Annotated in this window: 23 protein-coding genes; 6 read left to right on the top strand and 17 right to left on the bottom strand. The window is 36.3% G+C overall.

Going from position 1 to position 21,947, the window contains the following annotated elements:
• Positions 1 to 160: 16S rRNA (cytosine(1402)-N(4))-methyltransferase (mraW, locus tag CYP51_RS01045; protein WP_440588226.1), on the bottom strand; the 160-nt coding region annotated here is incomplete at its 3' end.
• Between the two features lie 125 nt (positions 161 to 285).
• Here mraW and CYP51_RS01040 point away from each other — a divergent pair.
• The 4 genes from CYP51_RS01040 to ftsZ all read left to right on the top strand — a co-directional run bounded on the left by CYP51_RS01040 (position 286) and on the right by ftsZ (position 5,058).
• The gene (locus CYP51_RS01040; protein WP_103624037.1) at positions 286 to 873 is read left to right on the top strand and encodes a class II aldolase and adducin N-terminal domain-containing protein; all 588 of its coding nucleotides are present in this window, start codon (positions 286 to 288) and stop codon (positions 871 to 873) included.
• Positions 874 to 1,012: 139 nt separating this feature from the next.
• Positions 1,013 to 2,470, top strand: a complete 1,458-nt coding sequence (locus tag CYP51_RS01035; protein WP_103624036.1) for a peptidylprolyl isomerase — start codon at positions 1,013 to 1,015, stop codon at positions 2,468 to 2,470.
• A 6-nt stretch (positions 2,471 to 2,476) separates the two neighbouring features.
• A complete protein-coding gene (ftsA, locus tag CYP51_RS01030; protein ID WP_103624035.1) occupies positions 2,477 to 3,904 on the top strand; it encodes a cell division protein FtsA in 1,428 nt (475 codons plus the stop codon).
• Between the two features lie 14 nt (positions 3,905 to 3,918).
• Positions 3,919 to 5,058, top strand: a complete 1,140-nt coding sequence (gene ftsZ / locus CYP51_RS01025; RefSeq protein WP_103624034.1) for a cell division protein FtsZ — start codon at positions 3,919 to 3,921, stop codon at positions 5,056 to 5,058.
• A gap of 89 nt (positions 5,059 to 5,147) precedes the next feature.
• Here the strand turns inward: ftsZ and CYP51_RS01020 are convergent, their stop codons facing one another.
• From CYP51_RS01020 to rpmH, 16 genes are all read right to left on the bottom strand, one after another.
• Positions 5,148 to 5,441: a metal-sulfur cluster assembly factor gene (locus CYP51_RS01020; protein WP_021091019.1), complete on the bottom strand. Its 294-nt coding sequence runs from the start codon at positions 5,439 to 5,441 to the stop codon at positions 5,148 to 5,150.
• 3 nt (positions 5,442 to 5,444) lie between these two features.
• A complete protein-coding gene (locus CYP51_RS01015) occupies positions 5,445 to 6,635 on the bottom strand; it encodes a peptidase M50 (protein ID WP_103624033.1) in 1,191 nt (396 codons plus the stop codon).
• A 1-nt stretch (position 6,636) separates the two neighbouring features.
• Positions 6,637 to 6,975, bottom strand: coding sequence for a hypothetical protein (locus tag CYP51_RS01010; RefSeq protein ID WP_087576898.1), 339 nt, complete (start codon positions 6,973 to 6,975; stop codon positions 6,637 to 6,639).
• A 73-nt stretch (positions 6,976 to 7,048) separates the two neighbouring features.
• Positions 7,049 to 8,089 (bottom strand): peptide-methionine (R)-S-oxide reductase MsrB, encoded by a 1,041-nt coding sequence (msrB, locus tag CYP51_RS01005; protein WP_103624032.1) that lies wholly within the window; start codon positions 8,087 to 8,089, stop codon positions 7,049 to 7,051.
• Between the two features lie 77 nt (positions 8,090 to 8,166).
• Positions 8,167 to 9,699: a bifunctional phosphoribosylaminoimidazolecarboxamide formyltransferase/IMP cyclohydrolase gene (purH, locus tag CYP51_RS01000; RefSeq protein ID WP_103624031.1), complete on the bottom strand. Its 1,533-nt coding sequence runs from the start codon at positions 9,697 to 9,699 to the stop codon at positions 8,167 to 8,169.
• Between the two features lie 22 nt (positions 9,700 to 9,721).
• Complete coding sequence (locus CYP51_RS00995; RefSeq protein WP_103624030.1) at positions 9,722 to 10,294, bottom strand: hypothetical protein; 573 nt, start codon at positions 10,292 to 10,294, stop codon at positions 9,722 to 9,724.
• Positions 10,295 to 11,029: a TerB family tellurite resistance protein gene (locus tag CYP51_RS00990; RefSeq protein WP_103624029.1), complete on the bottom strand. Its 735-nt coding sequence runs from the start codon at positions 11,027 to 11,029 to the stop codon at positions 10,295 to 10,297.
• A 1-nt stretch (position 11,030) separates the two neighbouring features.
• Complete coding sequence (locus CYP51_RS00985; RefSeq protein WP_021090859.1) at positions 11,031 to 12,092, bottom strand: SDH family Clp fold serine proteinase; 1,062 nt, start codon at positions 12,090 to 12,092, stop codon at positions 11,031 to 11,033.
• Positions 12,093 to 12,095: 3 nt separating this feature from the next.
• On the bottom strand, positions 12,096 to 14,285 hold the full coding sequence (gene purL, locus CYP51_RS00980) for a phosphoribosylformylglycinamidine synthase subunit PurL (protein ID WP_103624028.1): 2,190 nt from the start codon (positions 14,283 to 14,285) through the stop codon (positions 12,096 to 12,098).
• Positions 14,286 to 14,557: 272 nt separating this feature from the next.
• Positions 14,558 to 15,145: an NAD(P)H-dependent oxidoreductase gene (locus CYP51_RS00975; RefSeq protein ID WP_103624027.1), complete on the bottom strand. Its 588-nt coding sequence runs from the start codon at positions 15,143 to 15,145 to the stop codon at positions 14,558 to 14,560.
• 42 nt (positions 15,146 to 15,187) lie between these two features.
• Positions 15,188 to 16,513 carry a tRNA uridine-5-carboxymethylaminomethyl(34) synthesis GTPase MnmE gene (mnmE, locus tag CYP51_RS00970; RefSeq protein WP_103624026.1) on the bottom strand — a complete coding sequence of 442 codons (1,326 nt, stop codon included), beginning with the start codon at positions 16,511 to 16,513 and terminating at the stop codon, positions 15,188 to 15,190.
• Positions 16,510 to 17,571: a Jag N-terminal domain-containing protein gene (locus CYP51_RS00965; RefSeq protein ID WP_103624025.1), complete on the bottom strand. Its 1,062-nt coding sequence runs from the start codon at positions 17,569 to 17,571 to the stop codon at positions 16,510 to 16,512. Before CYP51_RS00965 ends, mnmE begins: the two co-directional genes overlap by 4 nt.
• A complete protein-coding gene (gene yidC, locus CYP51_RS00960; protein ID WP_103624024.1) occupies positions 17,571 to 19,124 on the bottom strand; it encodes a membrane protein insertase YidC in 1,554 nt (517 codons plus the stop codon). Before yidC ends, CYP51_RS00965 begins: the two co-directional genes overlap by 1 nt.
• A gap of 1 nt (position 19,125) precedes the next feature.
• The gene (gene yidD, locus CYP51_RS00955; RefSeq protein WP_054196457.1) at positions 19,126 to 19,467 is read right to left on the bottom strand and encodes a membrane protein insertion efficiency factor YidD; all 342 of its coding nucleotides are present in this window, start codon (positions 19,465 to 19,467) and stop codon (positions 19,126 to 19,128) included.
• The gene (gene rnpA, locus CYP51_RS00950) at positions 19,464 to 19,799 is read right to left on the bottom strand and encodes a ribonuclease P protein component (protein WP_103624023.1); all 336 of its coding nucleotides are present in this window, start codon (positions 19,797 to 19,799) and stop codon (positions 19,464 to 19,466) included. The genes yidD and rnpA overlap by 4 nt, the downstream gene beginning before the upstream one ends.
• Complete coding sequence (gene rpmH / locus CYP51_RS00945) at positions 19,787 to 19,921, bottom strand: 50S ribosomal protein L34 (RefSeq protein ID WP_002940373.1); 135 nt, start codon at positions 19,919 to 19,921, stop codon at positions 19,787 to 19,789. Before rpmH ends, rnpA begins: the two co-directional genes overlap by 13 nt.
• Positions 19,922 to 20,043: 122 nt before the next feature.
• Between rpmH and CYP51_RS00940 the strand changes: the two genes are divergently transcribed.
• Together CYP51_RS00940 and CYP51_RS00935 are read left to right on the top strand one after the other, a co-directional pair.
• The gene (locus CYP51_RS00940) at positions 20,044 to 20,697 is read left to right on the top strand and encodes a uracil-DNA glycosylase family protein (RefSeq protein WP_103624022.1); all 654 of its coding nucleotides are present in this window, start codon (positions 20,044 to 20,046) and stop codon (positions 20,695 to 20,697) included.
• Complete coding sequence (locus CYP51_RS00935) at positions 20,694 to 21,944, top strand: hypothetical protein (RefSeq protein WP_103624021.1); 1,251 nt, start codon at positions 20,694 to 20,696, stop codon at positions 21,942 to 21,944. The genes CYP51_RS00940 and CYP51_RS00935 overlap by 4 nt, the downstream gene beginning before the upstream one ends.
• Positions 21,945 to 21,947 lie beyond the last annotated feature (3 nt).

The raw sequence follows: 21,947 nt of genomic DNA, 5'->3' as shown, positions 1-21,947 counted from the left end.
CTCTATCACAGGCAATTAAATTTAAATTTTTATTTTGAGACAAAATGGCACTAGAATGTCCGGCATATCCAAGCGTGCAATCTATAAAATTTCCATTTAAATTTTTAAAAAAGGATAGAACTTCATCGAGTAAAACACTGATATGTGGACTTTGCAACACTGCCTCTTTATAGTAATTAGTGTAGAAAATTTATCGAAATTTTACTTAAAAAGCTATCATTACACAAAATTTTACATAAATTTTAAGATAGTTTAAAATATAATCGCTTAAACGTAGGAGAAAAAATGGAGCTAGAACACTCAATAAATGAGATAAAAACGATATCACTTTCTATGTTTAGAAAGAATTTTTTTGGCGTCTTTCACGGCTCGATTTCAGCAAGAGTCGAAAAAAATCAATTTATAATCAATAAACAAAATGCTATTTTTGATAATTTAAAAGATGATGACTTGACGCTTCTTTCATCAAAAAAAGACTATCGTTGGAATGAAGCTAGTCTTGATGCTGATATACACTTAAATATTTATAAAAATATAAATGAGGCAAGATTTGTTTGCTACGCGATGCCACCATACGCAACTGCCTACGCAATGAAACATGAAAAAATCGTATCGAAAGATTATTTTGGGTATATGAGATTTAATGAAATTTTAGTCTATGATCCAAAACAATATGACGACTGGTATGAGCGTGCAGAAACTGAAATTTATAGATATATGCTAGAAAAAAATACAAATATTATTATCGTCAAAGGGTATGGCATTTACGCATACAGTAGAAGCCCTCAGCTTCTTGCAAAAGAGATAGCTTTGCTAGAAAATAGCTGCAAATTGCTTCATTTAACTAGTGGTTATAGCGATTATAGTATTTAAAAATTTTGCTAACAATACTAAAAATTGTTAGCAAAATTCTTTACAAAGGTATTTTTTAAAGCCCCTATTTTAAGCTTATTTAAGGCAATTTTATATAATATATCATACAAATTTCGTTAGTCTTTTAAAGGAAAATTTAATGTTGTCTTGGATGCAAAAACATAAAAAATACCTAGTTGTTACCATTTGGGTAAGTACAATAGCCTTTGTTGGAGCAGGCTTTGTAGGCTGGGGAGCATATGATTTAAACAGCAATCGAGCCACTTCAGTAGCAAAAGTAGGACACAGAAATATAAGCATTCAAGAACTGCAACAAAAATACGATAGTTTGTATCAATACTACAATAACCTTTTTGATGGTAAATTAACGCAAGAAAAGGCTAATGAGTTAGGATTACAAAATGCTGCACTTCAGGCTACAATTCAAGAGAATTTACTATTAAATTTTGCAGACGATATAGGTCTTAGTGTTAGCAAAGATGATATTTTAAAATATATAATCGTTGATCCAACATTTCAAAAAGATGGTGCTTTTGATAAAAATTTATACTACGATATTTTAAGAAGGGCCAGAATAAATCCAACTGATTTTGAAGAAAATTTAAAGCTAACAATACTACTTGATAAACTTAGAACTATTTTAAATTTACCAGCCAGCAAAGAAGATATTGCAATGATGGAAGCAAGCTTTTTTATGCAAGACAAATTAGCAATACAGATAATAAATGCTAATCAAAGTGATATAAAAATAGATGAAAAAGAGCTAAAGGATCTTTGGGAAACAAATAAAAACAAATATATGACAAAGACTATATACGGTCTAGAAACATACTTTATAGAATCAAATAAAAATGATGTAAATCAAACTACTTTGAGTGACTACTACAACGAAAATAAGGAGAGATACAAAGGCTCGGATGATAAAATCAAATCATTTGACGAAGTAAAGACTGAAGTTATCAAAGACTACAATATTGAGAAAAGCAAGACCGATGCTTTAAAAAAATATACCTCTATCAAAAAAGCTGAGCTTGCAACAAATGAATTTGTTAGTATAAATGAAGATAATGCAACATTCTCGCTTGATGAAATAAAAGGTGCAAAAGTTGGTGAGGTTATAAAACCATTTACATATAAAGATGGATATTTAATAGTTAGAGTAAAAAGCATAACTCCTCCACAACCTATGAGTTTTGAACAAGCAAGAGCAATGGTACTTGAAATTTACAAAGATAAAAAGAAAAAAGAAAACTTAACAACTATGGCAAAAGAGTCTTTACAAAATTTCAAAGGAACTGATATAGGCTTTATTAGTAGAGATATAAATAGCTCTATCTTAGGACTAAATGAAAGTGAGACTAGAGCTTTTGTTTCTCAACTTTTTGAAACTAACAACAAAAAAGATTATGTTATATTAGAGGATAAGGCCGTTGTATACGACATTTTGGAACAAAAGTTGCTTGTAGATAATATAGATAATAACTATAAGCAAATAACACAGCAGAACGTTACAATGCTTAAAAATAATGAGCTAATAAAAGATTTAACAAACAAACTTAAAAAATACTATGAAATTAAAGAATATATCAAAAGGTAATTTATCTTGAGTACAAAAATTTTAGGTATAGATGTCGGCTCTTTCCAGATTTGTGCAGTAATAGCACAACATGATGAAAATGGCATTAAGATAATTGGAATTGGAACTGAAAAAACACAAGGAATAAGAAAAGGTGTTATAACCAATATTGAGCAAGCTGCAAAGTCTATAAAAAATGCATTAATAGAAGCACAAAGAGTTGCAGGAATACGCTATGAAAAAGTCATAGTTTCTATTTCTGGTGCGTATACAAAAAGCGTTGACAGTAGTGGTGTAGTGAATATACCAAATCATGAAATAGGTATAAAAGAGATCGAACGTGCTATGCAAATGGCCGATCATACAGCTGATATACCTCATGAGTATGAAAAACTACATGTTCTTCCTTATAATTTTAAAGTAGATGGACAAGAACATATTGAAGATCCAATAGGTATGAACGGTAGTAGGCTAGAAGTTCAAACACATATTGTTACAGTACAAAAGTCATCTATTAGCAACCTAAGAAAAGCCATAAATTTAGCAGGTGTTCAACTAGATAATATAGTACTTTCAGGATATGCTTCTGCGATAGCAACATTAACAAAAGATGAGAAAGAGCTTGGTGCTGCACTTGTTGATATGGGTGGCGCTACTTGTAATCTTGTAGTACATTCTGGAAATTCTATAAGATACAATGAATTTTTACCTGTTGGCTCAGCAAACATTACAAATGATCTTTCTATGGCTCTGCATACACCTCTTCCAAAGGCAGAAGAGATAAAATTAGGTTATGGTGCTTTAATAAATAAGTCAGTTGATTTAATAGAGCTCCCGATCCTTGGAGATGAAACAAAAAGTCACGAAGTTTCACTAGACATAATATCAAATGTTATATATGCCAGAGCAGAAGAAACTCTTATGGTACTTGCTAAGATGCTAGAAGATAGTGGCTATAAAGATAGCATTGGTGCTGGAATAATACTTACTGGCGGTATGACTAAGCTAGAAGGTATTAGAGATCTTGCATCCGCGATATTTGACAAAATGCCAGTTCGTATAGCAAAACCAAAAGAGATGGATGGATTATTTGAAATTTTAAGAGATCCAGCAAATTCTTGTGCTATAGGACTTTGTTTATATGGTGCTGGCAACTTTAGCCCATACGAGATTGATTCTGAGAAAAAAATGAGATACCAAGGGGAAGTAGCCTCAAAACCGAAAGCAAATTTTAGAAATGTTTATGTAGAAGAAGAAAATGTACAAAATTTTGGACAAGGGGTGCAGGATCCAAATGAAAAAGAGGATAGTTTTTTTGATAAAGATTTTGAATTAGAGGTAGCAAATAAATCAAAAAATAAAGAAGAGCTTGCCAATATTGCAGATATTAGCAAACAAGAAAAAAAGCCAAATGCTTTTGCAAAATTTTGGCATAGTATTACACAATTATTTTAAGGAGAATTTCAAAAATGAGTAGCTTCACAGTAGAAGAAAATAAAAGCATCTATGGTGCAAAGATAAAGGTCGTAGGTGTAGGTGGAGGTGGTGGCAATATGGTCAACCATATAATAAGAGTTAATCCAAATTTAAATATAGATCTTATTGTTGCTAATACAGATGCTAAGGCTCTTGAAAATTCTCTTGCACATACGAAAATTCAACTAGGCGAGAAAACAACAAAAGGTCTAGGTGCAGGCATGAGACCTGAAATAGGAAAAGCTGCTGCTGAAGAGAGCTACGATGAAGTAAAAAGTGCACTTGAGACATCAGATATAGTTTTTATCGGTACAGGACTTGGTGGTGGAACTGGTACAGGTGCAGCTCCAGTAGTTGCTCAAGCTGCAAAAGATATTGGTGCACTAACAGTTGCAGTTGTTACTATGCCTTTTATGTTTGAAGGAAAAAAACGTAGAAAATTGGCTGATTGTGGCCTTGAAGAGCTCAGGAAAGAAAGCGATTCTATTGTTGTCATTCCAAACGATAAGCTCCTAACATTAATTGATAAAAATGCTGGTATAAAAGAAAGCTTTGAAATGGTCGATGAAGTACTTGCAAGAGCTGTAAATGGCATGAGTACGATTGTACTTGACTCAGGAAAAAGCGACATAAATCTAGACTTTGCTGATGTTAGAACGATTATGAGCCATAGAGGACTAGCTTTAATGGGTGTTGGCGAAGCAAGTGGCGAAGATGCAGCACAAGAAGCTATAAAAAATGCTATACAATCACCACTTCTTGATAATATGACAATAAATGGCGCATTTGGTATTTTAGTTCATTTTAGAATAAGCCCTAGTTGCCCACTAGCTGATATCAATAATGCGATGAGTATTATTCATGAGGCAGCAGATGAAGATGCTGAAATTATATTTGGTACAACAACTGATGACAAAATAGAAGATAATAAGGTTGAAGTTACAATAATAGCCACAGGTTTTCAAAGCTCACAAAAAGAAACTGAAAAAAAAGATGAAGTACAAACTTCTAATGCAAACGATATCATAAAAAAAGAGCGTATATTAAGACTTAAAAAAGTTAGTGGTGGATATGACGAAGACTATATGTCACAACTTGATGTGCCATCATTTATGCGCCATCAAATGGACTAATAAAAAACAAACTCCTTAAAATTTCTAGAGAGCTTTTGCTCTCTAGCTTATTAAAAATTTACAAACTTTCAAATCTAAAAACTTAAAATTTAAACTCCAAGTTGTGCTTTTACAAAATCGCTTGCCATTTGTATATTCCACTCAGGCTCCCAGACAAGATCGATCTCACACTCTTTGACACCTTCTATATCAAGCACGGCAGTTTCTACCCAGCCAAGTATCATTTCGTGCAGTGGGCAAGATTTGGTTGAAAGCGTCATAGTAACTTTTGCTTTGCCATTTTCATCGCAGCTAGCATCGTATATAAGTCCGAGCGAAACGATATCAAAGCCAACTTCTGGATCAACGATATTTGACAGTGCATTATAAATTTTTTCTTTCATTTTTTATCCTTTAAAACCAGTAAATCTAAAAATATTTATTATATTGATTGATAGCAAAACTATGCTAAGAGCTATAAAAATCATACCAGCTTGCACTAAAATTTCTAGTTCAAAGCAAGTTGAGAGAAGATAGCAAAGAAGTGAGATAGCATTAAAAGCTATACCAAAATAAGCTATCTTTTTTAGTATCATGGCATCAAGAAGTGGCACTTTTACCTTTCCGACAAAAGGTGCTACGTAGTGATACCATATGAGAAATGGTGCGATCTTGTAAAGATGAGCTACAATAAAAGCAAACAAAAAGCCATATATTAAAAAATATGCAGCTAAATTTAATTTATCCAAAGCTATAAAAACAGCAGCACCAAGTAAAGCCACCAGTGAAAGTACGATATTTACATTCCAGTAATCATACGCCTTTCTAACGCGTTTTTTTAAAATATAAAGTGCTTGAGCTATAAAAAGTAAAGCTGCCACACATATTGACAAAACAGACAAATTTTCATTAAAAGCTAGTAAGATACCTCCCAAAATATAGCATGTTAGCGAGGCTTTGCTAAGTGTAAATTTTAGATCGTGAGCCAATGCAAACATAGGTAAGAGTACGCTAGCAGCTCCAAGTATCACAAGAAATACAAAACCTAGCACAAAATAGACGTGAAATTTTAGTGTCATCTCAAAATCAAGCATCAGCGTGCCACTAAGTATCATAAGCAAGCAAAAACCAAGCGTTATTCCAATTACCAAAAAGATAGCTGAAACAAAAAGTGCAAAGGCCGCAAAGCTCTTTTTTTCATTATCCATAAAGCTTAATGCGTAAGTCGTAGCAAAAAAAGCAAGCGAGCAAAAAAGCAAAACTCCACTAATTTGTAAAATTTTAGCCTCAGTAAATAACATCCCGTAGCACATGCCCAGCAATGATAGACAAAAAATAGCCAAATTTAAAATAGCACCTTTTGCAGTAAAAAACGGCTTTTCTAAGATTACTGAGGTTAGCTGATAGAGCGCTCCGATGATAATGCTGATAACAAAGCCAACAAAAAATATATGCAAAAAACCAGCTGTATTTAGTGAGCTGATAGCATCAAAATCTGCATAAAAGAATGCCGGCACACTTAATGCTAAAAAGAAAATCCCAGCAATAAAATATCCACCGACTAACTTAAATGGTGGTGCGTAAGTATTTAAAAGCATCTTAGTGGCAAAGACTCGTATCTACGTCTTCTATGTTTGCACCGTCTTTTAGGCTAAAAATCATCTTTACAGCCCCACCATCTATATCTTCACGCTCTATATCAAAGCTCTTATCTATCTTTGGTATAAGACCAGCTGGAAATTTATGATTTAGCATCATAATTTTTGTATTTTTATCAGCAAATTTAATAGCGATTAATGCATTGACCATTGGCTCTGGCGGCACGCAAGGACGTGAGTCAAAGCCAACAAAATTTACACCATTTTCATTAAATTTATAAAATGGCACGGTTGCACCATCAACACTAAATTGCTCCGCATTTTTGAAAAAATCGCTCATTTTTTCTCCTTTTAATTTTGGAGAATTATACTCTGATTAAACTTTTTAAACTATTGATTTGCTTCAACAAAAGCTATTTTACGTAAGGTATAAATTCCTCGTATCCAAGTCTAGCCATATCTTCAAGCGGTATAAATTTAAGGCTCGCACCGTTTATGCAATATCTTAGCCCACCCTTATCGCTTGGGCCATCGTCAAAAACATGCCCAAGGTGCGCGTCACTATTTTGAGACTTAACTTCGACCCTTTTCATCATAAACGAGTTGTCCTCCTTATATGAAAGAGCTGTTGTCGTGATAGGCTTTGTAAAGCTTGGCCAGCCACATCCTGCATCAAATTTATCTGCACTTGAGAAAAGTGGCTTTCCGCTTGTAATATCTACATAAATACCTTTTTGATCAAATTTATCATACTCACTGCTAAATGGCCTCTCAGTCGCTGCTTCTTGCGTCACGGCATACTGCTCGCTACTTAAATTTTTCTTTAGCTCATCTTTACTAAGCGGCTTAAATTTCGCCTCATCGTAAAGCGGTTTATCAGCTAAACCTAGGTCAATATGACAATATCCAAAAGGATTTTTATCAAGATAATCTTGATGATACTCCTCACCTAAGACGAAATTTTTAAGTGGCGCCACCTCAACCACGATCTTATCTTTAAATTTCTTTTGTTCTATTTTCATAAAGCTCTCTATCGTTGGCAGATCACTTTCGCTCACATAGTAAATTCCGCTTCTATACTGCCTACCAACGTCATTGCCTTGTTTATTTAGAGAGGTCGGATCGATCACTCTAAAAAAATGAGCCAAAATTTCAGCCAAAGCGACCCTGTTTTCATCAAATTTGACATAAAGTGTCTCAGCGTGATCGCTCTCATGTAGCTCACGGTAGCTCGTGCTCTCACTCTTACCATTTGCGTAGCCCACTTTTGTATCTACCACGCCAAATATCTTTTTAAAATATCCCTGCATGCCCCAAAAGCAGCCACCTGCTAAATAAATTTCTTTCAGATTTTGCCCTGCCATCGTCTGCTCCTTTATAAACTCATCTTTAGCCATCAAATTTATACCCAAAAATACCACCAAAACCAAGAGAAAATTTAATATCTTTTTCATGTGAGCTCCTTTTTTGAAGGATTATATAAAATTTAAAGTTATAAAGTGTGAAGTAAGGGGCAAAGCGCCCCTAAATTTTAGTGTAAAAAGTGTCTAACGCCAGTAAAATATAGCGACATGCCGTGCTCGTCAGCAGCCTCTATCACCTCATCATCTCTGATGCTACCGCCTGGCTCGATGACGCATTTTACTCCGACTTTGCTAGCGATGTCGATGCTATCTCTAAATGGGAAGAACGCTTCACTTGCAAGCACGCAGCCACTTAGATCGATCTTTAGTTCTTTTGCCTTTGCTACGGCCGCACGAGCAGCATCCACACGGCTAGTCATACCCATGCCAATAGCCACCATCGCGCCATCTTTTACATAAACTACGCAGTTACTCTTTGTTAGTGCAGCCACTTTCCACGCTATCTGAGCGTCTTTTAGCTCACTACCAGTCGCAAATTTCTTACTCATTTGCTTCATATTTTCAAGCTCTTCGTCTTTTACGAAATCTCTTTCTTGAAATACAAATCCACCATCGATGTGCTTAAAGTCAAATTTATCATTTGAGCGGACTAAAAATTTATTATCCTGAGTGAAAATTTTGATGCGTTTTTTACTCTCAAATACCTTAAGCGCGGCATCATCGACATTTGCAGCGATGATTACTTCAACGTAAATTTCATTTATCTTTTTAGCTAGCTCCTCATCAAGCGTGCCATTTATCGCGACTACGCCGCCGTATGCTGAGATCGGATCGCACTTAAGCGCTGCCACGTAGCTCTCAAGTAGCGTATCTTTTACCGCAAAGCCGCAAGGATTAGCGTGCTTGATGATAGCCACTGCTGGCGCGTCATCAAAGCTAGTTGCAAGCATTAAGGCACCATTTATATCGGTCATATTATTAAAACTTGCCTCGCCTTTTAGCGCTCTAAAGTTATTTGTGAAGAAATAATCAAACTCATAAAGCGCGCCTTTTTGGTGTGGATTTTCGCCGTATCTGGTGTCAAAAACCTTGCTTCCCACGATAAATCTAGCATCGCCAAAACCGCCATTAAACCTATCATTCATATAGTTTGCGATCATGCTATCATAGGCTGCTGTATGCTCGAACGCCTTTATCATCAGCGATCTTCTAAACTCGTAATCATCGCTTTTCTCTCTTAGGCGTTTTAAAATTTCATCGTAGTCAAGCACGCTTGTGACTATAAGCACGTCTTTAAAGTTTTTAGCCGCACTTCTTACCATGGCTGGGCCGCCGATGTCGATATTTTCGATGATCTCGGCAAAGTCATCAGTCCTAATCGTAGTCTCTTTAAATGGATATAAATTTACGCAAACTAGGTCGATGCCCTCGATGCCATACTCCTTTGCCTGAGCCACGTGTGTAGCGTCATTGCGTTTGTGCAAGATGCCACCGTGTATCTTTGGATGAAGGGTCTTTACCCTGCCCTCAAACATCTCAGGTGAGCCCGTAAATTCGCTAACCTCAGTAGCTTTGACGCCCTCAGCCTTTAAAAGTTTGTAGGTGCCACCAGTTGAAAGTATCTGCCAGCCAAGCTCTTCTAGCCCCTTTGCAAACTCTACAATGCCCTCTTTATCGCTAACGCTAAGCAACGCTCTCATTTTTTCTCCTTTATTAAATTTTTTATCTTTTTGTTAAACACATACCTTTTACAAGCAGAAGCTGGCCCATTTTTATATCTTTTGCGATATTCTTTATCGATAAGGCTTCTAGCGTAACCATAACATTTGCAGCTGCATCTATATAATAGTCTTTTCTCTCTACAAAGTTTTCACGCTTTTGACCAACAATATCAACACTAAAGGCATAGCTTGAAATTTGATTGCCATCAAAATATCTCGCATCTAATACGCTTAAATTTACAGGCTCCTCTTTCTCAAGCGTCTCGCATATCGGCTTTTTCGAGCTAAATTTCATCACCTTTATACCGCGATCATACGAAAAGATATACTCACTAATTTCATTTAATTTTTTTGTTTGAACTGACATAATGTCGCTCTTGTTGCCATCTTTATCGACAAATATTATGCTCACATTGCTATCTTTAACATCGTAGTTGCTGATGACTAACTTTTGATCTTGATAAAGCTCACTTTGCGTAAGCTTAAATTTTATCTCTTTTCCATCGATATTTACCACTTTAAAATCATTACAAAAGCCAGCCGCCGCTAGCAGCAAAATAATAAATTTCTTCATCTAAACTCCAAATTTCTCTTTTAATCGCCCATAAGCCTCGTTTATCTCCTGAAGCTTTTTAGTTGAGCGCTCGATCACCTCTTTACTCTCGCCCCTACCCATTAAAATGTCGGGATGATACTGCCTTACAAGCTCTTTGTAACGAGCTTTTACCTCTTCAAGACTTGCATTTTTACTAAGTCCTAAAACCTCAAATGTATCTTTTTCTTGGACTACTTCATCAGTATTTGCCTCAAATCTTGAGCCATAAAAGCTATCAAATTTAAAGATGATCTCATCAAGCGTTTCTTTATCAATGCCAAATCCATAAGCGATATTTCTTATAACATCTTGCTCGCTTTTATTAAATTCTCCATCGATGTAGGCTAAATTTAGAAAAAATGTGAGCCTAGCGACACATATATCGTAGTTTAGATTAAAAGCACTCTTGTAGTTTCTAGCGGTTTCGTAGGCGTTATCTACATTTTCTTTTTGGCTCTTATAAACCTCTTTTAGATACTCACGCACACCGCTAACGCCGCTAACTTTCTGGCTTAGATCATCTAGCACTTGAGTGATCAGCCTAGCCTCTAGCTCGCTAACTCTGCCGTCACTTTTAGCTACTTTTGCAAGCAGTGAGACTAGAAATTTAGCCTCATCTACATCTGCTTGTTTCTTGCGGTTACTACCTATTTGGACATTCATAAAGAGAAATATCGCACCGCCTAATATCAGTAAAAACAGGACTCCAGACATATTACCACAAGTGATAGATAGTATTTTTTATTTTGCCATTTACTAGCTCGTTTTTACGCCAAGAGCTCTCGTCGTTCATCACATTCCAACGGCGCTCTTCAGGGCGGTAAAACCAGTCTTTGTCTATCTGATAATAAATTTGCTTGCCATTTGTTTCAATGATGTTTGCGATATTGTTATCGTGATAGCTATTTTCGTCATAGTCAGTAAAAGCTCGCTGACCCATCTCAGAGTAAAGTAGCGTTAACTCTTGAAGCATTTCATTTAGATCATCATCCATCTTTTTTACATGAAGACCGATCTCGTGCGCCTCTCTAAAAAGAATCGGATATTCATGAGCTGGATAGTCGCCATTTAGCCTTTCAGAAATTTCTGCGATCTTTTTATCATCATCGATGTGATACCTAAGAAGCTCGGTGCAAATCTTAAGCGATAACGAGCTAGCACGGTCAACCGCACCAAAGACTAGCGGATGAATATACTCATAAAGCGAATTATAAGGGTTTGTGTCGTTTGGCCTATCTTTATCTTGCTCTTTCCAAAGCTTGACAACACGACTAAGTTCGTCCATCGAAACGCTCACAAGCTCATTGCCTTTGTTTGTCGGGCTAAGCTCGTGTTTGAGTGAAGTATCAACAGGCGTTAGATAGGCAAGTGGACCCATGACGATCTCATTTGCGCCAAGTGCCATCATGGTAGCAGCTGAGGCGCAGTTTGCAGGTATTAGAGCTATTAAATTTTTGCAGTAATTTCTAAGTGTAGTGATGATCCTAAGAGCGGCGATACCGCTTCCACCATCACTTTTTATAAAAAGATAAGCAGTATCTATCTTTTTACCCTTTAAAATTTCATACATAGCACTCGCATCATTGCCACAAACGCTACCAGCATTTGAATTATAGTAAGTTATCAAGGTGGCGTTTAGTCTTTTTTCGATCGATTTTATTAAATTTTGTGTCTTACTAAAAAGCACTGGCGGTTTTGCTACGCCCCGCTTTTCAACTTGCTCTGTTTCCTTTTGCTCATTTTCAGCCTCAGCAACCTTGCTCTTTTTTAAAGCCATTTCTTAATCCTCTTTTTTAACGATTTTTGTAAACTCATTTAGATAAATTTCTCTTATCTCATCCACACTCTCATCGATATCATTTAGTTTAAATCTCTTGCCTCCGCTAACGCCGATCTTTTCAAATTTCGTACCAAATTTAGCCGCAAGCGCTTCAAATTTAGCCTCGTCTTTCACGCCCACAACCGCTCTTGAAAAGCTCTCATCAAAGATAAAATTTGGCTCTTTAAATTTCACTTCACAATTTATGCCGATGTTTGAGATGCTAGCCATTTTTGCTAGCGTGATAGCAAGACCGCCTACGCCTACGCTATTTGCAAACTCTAAAATTTGCTCTTTATTTGCCTCTATCACTAGGTCCCAAAGGGCTCTCTCAGCTTTATAATCAACCTCTTTTAGCTTACCGCCAACCACATCAAATAGCGCCTTTGCGTAAAGCGAAGCTGCAAATTCTCCGCTTGTCTCGCCAAGCAAGTAAATCGCCCTGCCCTCGCTTAAAAATGTGCTTTTTAGGTTTAAATTTGCATCTTCATTTACGCCAACTGTAACAATGGCTGGTGTCGGATAGACGCTCACGCCGTCAGTGTCGTTATAAAGGCTCACGTTGCCGCTAACAACTGGCGTATTTAGCTCACGGCAAGCCTCTTTTATGCCTTCACATCCCTCTTTAAACTGCCACATTACCTCTGGATTTTGCGGGTTGCCGTAGTTTAAGCAGTCAGTGATCGCAAGTGGCACAGCACCGCTCATCGCTACCTTTCTGCCAGCTGCCGCGACGGCTCTTGCAGCGCCAATTTTAGGATCAACAAAATTTGCTCTAGGATCGCACTGAGCAGCCATAGAGACGGCCTTTTTAGTGCCTTTTACTCTGATACTTGCAGCACCCAAGTGGCCAGGTTGTTTTATCGTGTTTGTCTGGATATTTGCGTCGTATTGATCGTAGATAAAGCTTTTATTGAGCACTTCTGGCTCTTTTAAAAGCTTGAAAAATGCGGTTTTGTTATCAACGTTATTTGGAATTTCTAAATTTGCTATCTCGTCAAAGTATTTTGGACGTGCAACTGGGCGATCAAGCACTGGAGCTGCCTCGCTAAGTGGGCCGATAGGAATTTCGCCTGCAAGCTCACCATGCCAGTAAAGCTGCATCACGCCGCTACTTGTGACCTCGCCGATGATCTCAGCGTCAAGGTCCCACTTTCTAAAAATTTCAAGTACCTTTTGCTCATAGCCTTTTTTGGCGCATATTAGCATACGCTCTTGAGACTCGCTTAGCATCAGCTCATAAGGCGTCATGCCAACTTCGCGCATCGGCACGCGATCTAGATACATCTTCATACCGCTGCCACTTCTGCCAGCCATCTCAAAGCTAGAGCTTGTAAGTCCTGCTGCGCCCATATCTTGGATGCCGATGATGTAGTCTTTTTTAAAGAGCTCTAAGCACGCCTCCATAAGCAGCTTCTCGGCAAATGGGTCGCCTACTTGCACCGTTGGGCGAAGTGATTTATTTTCGTCGTTAAAGCTATCACTCGCCATAACAGCGCCGCCAAGTCCGTCTCTACCGGTCTTTGAGCCCACGTAAATGACTGGGTTACCCACACCTTCAGCCTTGCCGTAAAAAATTTCATCACTTTTGCAAAGGCCAAGTGCAAAGGCGTTGATTAGGATATTGCCATTAAAGCTAGGATCAAATGTGGTTTCGCCACCGATCGTTGGGATACCCATGCAGTTGCCGTAGTGTCCGATGCCAGCGACACTTCCTTTTAGTAGATATCTATGCTTTTTAGCTAGTTCACCCTCGCCTCTTATCTCACCAAAACGAAGTGAGTTCATATTCGCAACAACTCTTGCACCCATAGTAAAGACATCTCTTAAAATTCCACCGACACCAGTTGCAGCGCCCTGAAACGGCTCGATAAAGCTTGGATGGTTGTGACTTTCCATCTTAAATACAGCTGCAACCCCGTCGCCAACGTCGATGACGCCAGCATTTTCGCCAGGTCCTTGGATAACCCAAGGCGCTTTTGTTGGAAAGCCGTTTAGGTATTTTTTACTTGATTTATAGCTGCAGTGCTCGCTCCACATCGCTGAAAATATGCCAAGCTCTAGTAAATTTGGCTCGCGTCCTAAAATTTTTAAGATATCTTCATACTCTTCGTCGCTGATTTTATGTGCTTGTATGGTAGCTTTATCCATAGATGTAACCTTTTAAGAATTTTAAGCCATTTTACAATCTTGCTTATAAAAAGTTACTAAAAAGCCTTTTGAAATTTAGCAGGATAAAGCATTATTGAGAGATTTTTGCCTACTTTGATAAGGTCTTTTTGTAGCAGTATTTTAAAAATTTATGCCAGTGTTTTATTTTTGCTAGCATAGCAATAAAAAGTGGCAAAATCTTAAAACCTAGCTCGTAGCTATTTTATTGCCACTTTTATTTATATTTGCAGTTTTGTTTCTATTTTAAATTTCTATTTCGTATTTTTAAAAACTTTTTCAAGATGCGCTTCGTACTCTTTTATGTATCTTGGTACATCTGGCATCTTGATCACATCATTGCACATAAAATATGGAAGTGGCTTCATGCCTAAAAACTCATTTGCCTTTCTAAAATGAAAGTAAACCCCATCGATCCCACGCGCATCAAAAAACTCATTTGGATCGCTAAATGCCTCGGCTGGGGCATTCCAAGTAAGGCTTAGCATAAAATTCTTGCCATTTAGCAAGCCGCCTTTGCCATAGTTTTTAGTTGGATCCACCCTGTGCCTGCCATCACTCGTATAAAGCTTGCCGTGGCCTGCAGTAAAGACCTCGTCGATATATTTTTTCACTATCCAAGGCTCACCCATCCACCAAGCTGGCATCTGCCAAACTACGGCGTCCATCCAGAGAAATTTCTCGACTTCAGCCTCTATATCATAGCCATGATCTATCACAGTTTGCTTTATCTCGTGACCCATTTTTGCGAGCTTCTCGCATGCAAGATCATGAAGTGTTTGATTTAGCCTGCCATCTGAGTGGGCAAATTTTTTACCGCCATTTATAAGTAAAATTTTCATCGTATCTCCTTTAAAAAACGAAAATTTTAACCAAAAAAACTATCATTTTCCTAAACAAAAATGGCTAAACATCTCGTCTAAAATTTCACTTCTCTCAAATGGCTTTGTGATGCTTGCAAGCGCCTTTATCGCACTATTTAGCTCATAAGCAAAAATTTCTAGCTCCTCTTCGCTGAGTCTCAAAAAGGCTCTTTTTAAAGCCTCACTCGCCTCTTTACAGCTTAAAATTTGGCGGTTTGAGCTTAGCATGATCTCGTCGGTGTCTTGTGTCTTGAGGTAGCTCTCAAGCTCTTTTAAAACTACGCTCGTATCATTTTTTGCTGAAATTTTGATAGCACCGTCCAAATTTATGTCAAATTTAAATGCCAGATCGCTTTTGTTTAGGATAAAAAAGGCTTTTTTATTTGAGTTTGAAACTAGCCTAATTATCTCTTTGTCTTGCTCGTCGCTTATATTTGAGCCGTCAAAGACAGCTAGGATGATGTCAGCTTCGTTTATGGCAGAGATTGAGTAGTTTATGCCGATTTGTTCGATCCTTCCAGCATCTTTTCTGATGCCAGCGGTATCTATTATGCGAACCAGATGTGAGCCGATCTTGAAATTTTCTTCTATCCTATCTCTGGTCGTGCCCGCCTCGTCGCTAACGATCGCCCTCTCGTATGCCAAAAACGAGTTTAAAATGGAGCTTTTGCCAACATTTGGCTTACCAACGATAGCGATTTTAAAGCCATCTATTAGCCCTCTTCTTTGCTCGCTAAGTGTTGCTATGCGCTCTAGCTTCTCACTATTTTTTAAAAGCATCTGCTTAGTCTGCTCTAGTAAATTTGCTGGCAAATCATCATCAGCATAGTCAATCATCGTCTCAACAAAAGCAAGAGTTTTGACTACTTCGCTTCTGATCTCGCTTACAAATTTACTAAGATCGCCTTGCATCTGGCGGGTCAAAATTTTAGCAGCGATCTCGCTTTTTGAAGTGATGAGCCCTTGCATCGCCTCGACCTTAGCTAGATCCATCTTGCCATTTAAAAATGCTCGCTTGCTAAATTCGCCCGGCATAGCAAGCCTTGCACCAGCTCTTATTAGCTCATTTAAAATTCTCTCACTCACCATAACGCCACCATGAGTTTGAAATTCGAAGATGTCCTCGCCAGTAAAGCTTGCTGGGGCTTTAAAATATATAACGATGCCCTCGTCTAAAATTTCATCATCAAGGGAGTAGATTTTGGCTAGTTTTGCGTATCTTGGCTCTAAATTTGAAAGTTTAAGGAGTTTTAAAGAGATGCCTAGAGCGTCCTTGCCGCTAAGCCTTACAATAGAAACTGAGCCGATGCCATAAGCTGTGGCAAGGGCTACAATAGTTTCACTCATTTTTTGAAAAAGTCATTTACAACGACAAATTTGCCGTCATTGCCGCTTTTTATGCCGACATATTTATTTGGGAATTTCTCGCGAAGCTTCTCAAGCGCGATCTTAACCAAAACCCCATCAAGTGGCTTCGTTTGGGCTCTACCGCTATTTTGCACACGCTCGATCACGCCATTTAGATATTGATCCATCATCGCTTCTTGATTTTGCAAAAATTGCGCGATTTCAAGGCGGATAGCAAGGTTGTATTTTGAATTTAGCCAGTTATAAAGCATGTAAGATATCGCTTTATACCTATAACCTTCTTTACCTATAAGTAGAGCCGCATCAGCTCCATCAAGCTCTATAAGCACCGTTTCATCGTCAAATTTGCTAACCTCAATTTTACTAATATCAAAACAACTTGCCTTAAAAAAACGGTTCATGCCATCTTTGATCTCAGGTAAAATTTTATCAAAGTCGATTGCTGCTTTTTCTTTTTTTTCTTTTTGTAAAGCTTGAGCCGCACTATCTTCATTAGTTTGGTTAAAATTTTCAATAATAGAATTATCTAAAATATTTTTAGGAGCATTTTTGCTAGCTTGTGGCTCCTTTATTTCTTTTGCCTCATCAAGTCTCTTTATCACATATCCTAGTTCAGCTTCTTCTTCACTCTTTTGAGCAAACGCATCTTTAGTTAGAGCTTCATTTTTTTCATTTAAATTTGACTTTTCATTTTTATGCTCTTTTTGCTCAAATTTAGTTTCGCTTTTTTCATCTCTATGTTTTTTAGAGCTTCGCTTTTTATCACTATGATCGTGTTTTTTAGCTTGCTTTTTATCTTCTTTTATAGCCTCGTTCTCATCATTTTTTTTAACAAAATTTTTATCATTTTTTGGCTTGTGTTGTGGTTTTGGTTGATTTTCTAAATTTGCTTCGATGATCGCACTTCTTTTAAAAAATCCCAAAAAACCACTGCTTGGATGCTGTAAAACTTTTATATCAAGCTGAGTTACTGAGCAGTTAAGCTGCTCGGCTGCTTTTTGAAATGCCTCTTGAAGGGTATTTGCTTCTATTTTCATTAAGCCTTTACCTCCGCAGCTTTTTTATGTTTTTCAAAAAGTTTATTTACAAATACTTGCTGAACAACCGAGCAAACGTTATTTACAAACCAGTAAAGTGTAAGACCGGCTGGGAATGTCACGAAGAAAAATGTAAATATAAGAGGTAAAAATTTCATCACCTTTTCTTGCATAGGATCAGTAAATGTCGTTGGTGTAAGTTTTTGCTGTAAAAACATAGTTAGACCCATCAAAATAGGCAATACAAAATATGGATCCATTACTGAAAGATCGTGTATCCAAAGTATCCAAGGAGCACCTTTTAGCTCGATCGCATTTAGTAAGACGCGGTAGATCGCAAAAAATACTGGGATTTGAAGCAAGATCGGCAAGCATCCACCCATCGGATTTGCACCATGCTTTTTATAAAGCTCCATCATATGAACTTGCATTTTTTGCTTATCATCTTTATATTTTGTCTGAAGCTCTTTTACCTTTGGAGCAAGCTCTTTAAGCTTATTCATAGATAGCATACCCTTGTATGTAAGCGGGAATAAAACTATCCTTATAACAAGTGTTAGCACAACTATAGCCCAGCCCCAGTTGCCAATGTAGTTATGCAAGAAATTTAAAAATGCAAACATCGGTTTTGCTATAAATGTAAACCAACCATACTCAATAACGTCGTTTAATCTCTCATCCATCGAACTTAAAATTTTATGCTCTTTTGGTCCGATATATGCGCCTAATTTTAAATTATTATTTGCCTTTATAAAAAGAATAGGATTATTGTTAGAATCTTTATCTACGGCTACTTCAAATGGCTTTTCAAATGAGTAAAATAGCGTTGTGTAATATCTATCAGATGCGGCCGCTATTGTGGTATTTGTATAGTTTTTAACCTCTTTGGCGTCACCGTCTTCTATGATGTTTAGGCTATCGTCTGTGTTTCTAAGCATAACACCATGAACTGTATAACTATCTATCGCAATATTTGGTCTAAAGCCAGGAGTGATGAAATAATCAACACTTTTACTTAAATTTACTTCAACTTCATATCTGCCATTTGGGTAAAATTTGATATTTTTTGTAACTGTAACTCCATCTAAATTTTGAGTAAGTTTTATCATTTTAGGCTCGCTGCTAGTATCTATCTCGCTAGCGTCACTACTATATGCAACTTTAAAAGCATCGGTATTTAAAGTACTATCGTTAAATCTAAGCTCAAGTGGCAATGGATTTTGTGAAACAAGCTCGATTTTGTTGCCATCTTCAGTTTTATACTTCTCTTCAGTTAAATAGAATTTTGAAATTCTTCCTAGCTTATCTATCTTTGCTTCGTAGCTTTGGCCTTTGATAGTAGCGATTATCTCATTTGAAGCCAAATTTTCATTTGATTTTGGTGTATTTTGATTTATATTTGGAGCTTTATTTTGATCTATTGTTTGAGACATTGTAGTTTGGTTTTGCTCAGGTATCACTCTTTTTGGCATAAAAAAATCATACACTATAAAAAAAACAATAGATAAAAGCGCTGCAAGAAGCAACCTTTTTTGCATAGACATCTGTTCCATTTTATTTTTTTTCCTTTAATTTATCTAATACTTTTACGACATAAAATTTACTATTCTGACAAGGGACAAACCAAAAATTTACATTTCTGGTATCACTTTTTTGAGATATAAAACATAAGTTAAATTTTTTGTAGATGATTGGGTAGCTGATACCGCCTTTAAAAAGCTGATTACATTTTAAAATTCGCATGAAGGTTGCAAAAAAAGCAGAAAAAAAACTATTTGTTTGAAATTCCCAAATCGCGTATTGTGAGCAAGTCGGATAATAGCGACAGCTTTTTGGTAGAAGTATGGAAATATATTTTTGATAAAAAGCGATAGCTTTAATCGCAATTTTTTTCATTTTAAACATCCCATTTTTTTTGTAGACCAACTTAAATTTTTACAAATTTTTTCAAATGAAATCTCTGTAATTCCATTTTTTGCGATCATAATATATGTGCCATCTTTTAATTCACTAGAAATGTTAAAAAAAGCGGCTCTCAAAAGTCTTTTAGCTCTATTTCTAACTACCGCTTTTCCTACTTTTTTACTAGCAACTACTGCTATTTTTTTTTCATTTGTTGGTTTATAAAAAACAACGCAAGCATCACAATGCCACTTGCTAGCCTCTTTATAAACTTGAGAGAATTCTTTTGAGCCGCTTAACGACTCAAAACCAGCTAAGCAGCCAATCTTTTTCTACCTTTGGCACGTCTAGCGTTTATTACTTTTCGACCATTTTTAGTTTTCATTCTTAAGCGAAAGCCGTGAGTGCGTTTTTTAGGGGTTTTATGAGGTTGATAAGTCCTTTTCATTTCTATCCTTAAAGTTAATGTAAAAAGTGGGATTTTATCAAAGCAATACTTAAATTCCTTTGAATGACTTAGCTTAAAAAGCCACAACTCAAACTTTAAGCAAATCAAGTTATAATCCAAAAATGAATTTTAATAAAGACAATAGGCTTTTAAAAAAATTATTTTTCTTAAAACTAATTGGCTATAAGTTTATTGATAAGAATTTTCTTAGTCTAAGCAATTATCATGATTACAACAATATTGATGAGCTAAACCGCGAAGTAAAAAAATGTTCTCTTTGCTCTTTGCGAAACAGCTCAAAAGGCGTAACAGCCGGCATCGGCAATGAAAATAGCAAAATCATGTTTATATTATTTTCTAAAAAAAATGATTCTTATGAAAATAACAGTAAAAAATTTTTAGAAAATGCTATAAAAAATAGTTTAAATTTAGATATAAAAGAAATTTATATAAGTTCTCTACTTCGGTGTGAAATTTCACAAAATGATGATAAAAGTCCGATTTTAAGCCATTCCATTGAACTTTGTCGTCCTTATTTGTTTGAAGAGATTAGGCTGATAAAGCCAAAGATAATTGTGACTTTAGGAGAGAAAGCCTTTATGCATTTATATCCAAATTTATTGCTAAAAGGTGGATTTGCAAGCATAAGAGGTAGTATTTTAAAAAATGAAAATAGCCTTATTTTACCAACGTTTTCGCCAGAGTGGATCAGCAAAAATCCTAGTTTTGAAAATATTTTTATAGATGATTTAAGAAAGATCAAAGGAGTGATATGAGAAAAATTTTACTTTTTTTAGCCATTTTTTCGACTATTTTTGCATCGCAAGATGAGATAAATTTTGAGAGTAACGTTACAAAAAACCAAAGTCTATCAAGCATACCTCCAGCAAAGATTACTTATATAAATTTAGAACCAGAATTTTGTGATAATGCCTGTTTAAATGAGCTTATTAAGGCTGATTTACTGGCCAGCTTTATGGCGAGATTTGAGCCAGCAAAAATAGACGACAACGCTCTTTTGGAGCTTTATATCTCTCTTGGTGGTGAAGCTATTTTAAAAGTTAATAAAAGCGGCAAAATCGCTGTAATCATCCCACAAAAGATTATAAAATCTTATGCAAATGTTGTATCAAATGCGGTCTTAAGCTATGTCTTAAAGCAAGATGCGGATATCGAGATCAAATTTATAAATAGCAACGATGAAAGCCCACAAAGTCTTACAAATGCTATGCAAACGGCTAGAGCCCAAGGCTTTAATTATTTTATCGCAGCCCTTACATCAAATGGTGCAAACATTATAAATTCGCTAGTTCTATCAAATGAGCTTATCTACATTCCAAGCGTTCATAGCTCTTTTATCATAAATCCAAAACCAAATTTGATCTTTGGTGGCATTGATTATAAAGAGCAAATTTCAGCTTTGCTAGCTTACTCGAACGAAAAAATAGTTGCATTTGATGATGGTAGTTCATTAGGACAAAAGCTAAATGAATATGTCCGCATGCAAAGTAGCGATTATCATGAAGCCTCTATCGTAGGCAAAGATATAAATTTAAATGATACTTTAAGCAAAAAATCCAAGTTTGATGACGCAAGTATATTTTTAAACATCCCAATCGTCAAAGCTTCTCTTGTAGCAACGCAGATGAGAGGCTTTGAGATAAAGCCATACGCACTTTTAAGCACACAGATAAATTTTTTACCAAATATCTTTAATGCCATCGCACAAAGAGATAGACAAAATCTTTTCATCGCAAACTCACTAAGTCCTATTAACGACTTATTTTTGGGACTTGGTGATCTTTTTGATATAGATTTTAGATATTCACAAATCGGCTATTCAAGTGCTTTTGGTACCGAGTATATATATACAAATTTTATAGATAAAAGTGCTGATAGAATTTTTACCGAAAGAGTTGAAAACTCACAAGTTTTATATGGAGTTAAAATTTATAACGCAAAAGGCGACCACTTTGACGAAGCAAATCAAGAAATTTTGCTCGATCAAAATAGCTCGATGTAAAAG

The organism is Campylobacter concisus, assembly GCF_002912895.1.
In the GTDB taxonomy this organism is placed as follows: domain Bacteria; phylum Campylobacterota; class Campylobacteria; order Campylobacterales; family Campylobacteraceae; genus Campylobacter_A; species Campylobacter_A concisus_G.
This window is presented reverse-complemented; position numbering and strand designations above follow the sequence as displayed.

Bases quoted from the DNA above. Each gene is read 5' to 3' on its own strand.
- CYP51_RS01040 (WP_103624037.1), top strand. From the start codon at position 286: ATGGAGCTAGAACACTCAATAAATGAGATAAAAACGATATCACTTTCT.
- CYP51_RS01035 (WP_103624036.1), top strand. From the start codon at position 1,013: ATGTTGTCTTGGATGCAAAAACATAAAAAATACCTAGTTGTTACCATT.
- ftsZ (WP_103624034.1), top strand. From the start codon at position 3,919: ATGAGTAGCTTCACAGTAGAAGAAAATAAAAGCATCTATGGTGCAAAG.
- CYP51_RS01020 (WP_021091019.1), bottom strand. From the start codon at position 5,441: ATGAAAGAAAAAATTTATAATGCACTGTCAAATATCGTTGATCCAGAA.
- CYP51_RS01015 (WP_103624033.1), bottom strand. From the start codon at position 6,635: ATGCTTTTAAATACTTACGCACCACCATTTAAGTTAGTCGGTGGATAT.
- CYP51_RS01010 (WP_087576898.1), bottom strand. From the start codon at position 6,975: ATGAGCGATTTTTTCAAAAATGCGGAGCAATTTAGTGTTGATGGTGCA.
- msrB (WP_103624032.1), bottom strand. From the start codon at position 8,089: ATGAAAAAGATATTAAATTTTCTCTTGGTTTTGGTGGTATTTTTGGGT.
- purH (WP_103624031.1), bottom strand. From the start codon at position 9,699: ATGAGAGCGTTGCTTAGCGTTAGCGATAAAGAGGGCATTGTAGAGTTT.
- CYP51_RS00995 (WP_103624030.1), bottom strand. From the start codon at position 10,294: ATGAAGAAATTTATTATTTTGCTGCTAGCGGCGGCTGGCTTTTGTAAT.
- CYP51_RS00990 (WP_103624029.1), bottom strand. From the start codon at position 11,029: ATGTCTGGAGTCCTGTTTTTACTGATATTAGGCGGTGCGATATTTCTC.
- CYP51_RS00985 (WP_021090859.1), bottom strand. From the start codon at position 12,092: ATGGCTTTAAAAAAGAGCAAGGTTGCTGAGGCTGAAAATGAGCAAAAG.
- purL (WP_103624028.1), bottom strand. From the start codon at position 14,285: ATGGATAAAGCTACCATACAAGCACATAAAATCAGCGACGAAGAGTAT.
- CYP51_RS00975 (WP_103624027.1), bottom strand. From the start codon at position 15,145: ATGAAAATTTTACTTATAAATGGCGGTAAAAAATTTGCCCACTCAGAT.
- mnmE (WP_103624026.1), bottom strand. From the start codon at position 16,513: ATGAGTGAAACTATTGTAGCCCTTGCCACAGCTTATGGCATCGGCTCA.
- CYP51_RS00965 (WP_103624025.1), bottom strand. From the start codon at position 17,571: ATGAAAATAGAAGCAAATACCCTTCAAGAGGCATTTCAAAAAGCAGCC.
- yidC (WP_103624024.1), bottom strand. From the start codon at position 19,124: ATGGAACAGATGTCTATGCAAAAAAGGTTGCTTCTTGCAGCGCTTTTA.
- yidD (WP_054196457.1), bottom strand. From the start codon at position 19,467: ATGAAAAAAATTGCGATTAAAGCTATCGCTTTTTATCAAAAATATATT.
- rpmH (WP_002940373.1), bottom strand. From the start codon at position 19,921: ATGAAAAGGACTTATCAACCTCATAAAACCCCTAAAAAACGCACTCAC.
- CYP51_RS00940 (WP_103624022.1), top strand. From the start codon at position 20,044: ATGAATTTTAATAAAGACAATAGGCTTTTAAAAAAATTATTTTTCTTA.
- CYP51_RS00935 (WP_103624021.1), top strand. From the start codon at position 20,694: ATGAGAAAAATTTTACTTTTTTTAGCCATTTTTTCGACTATTTTTGCA.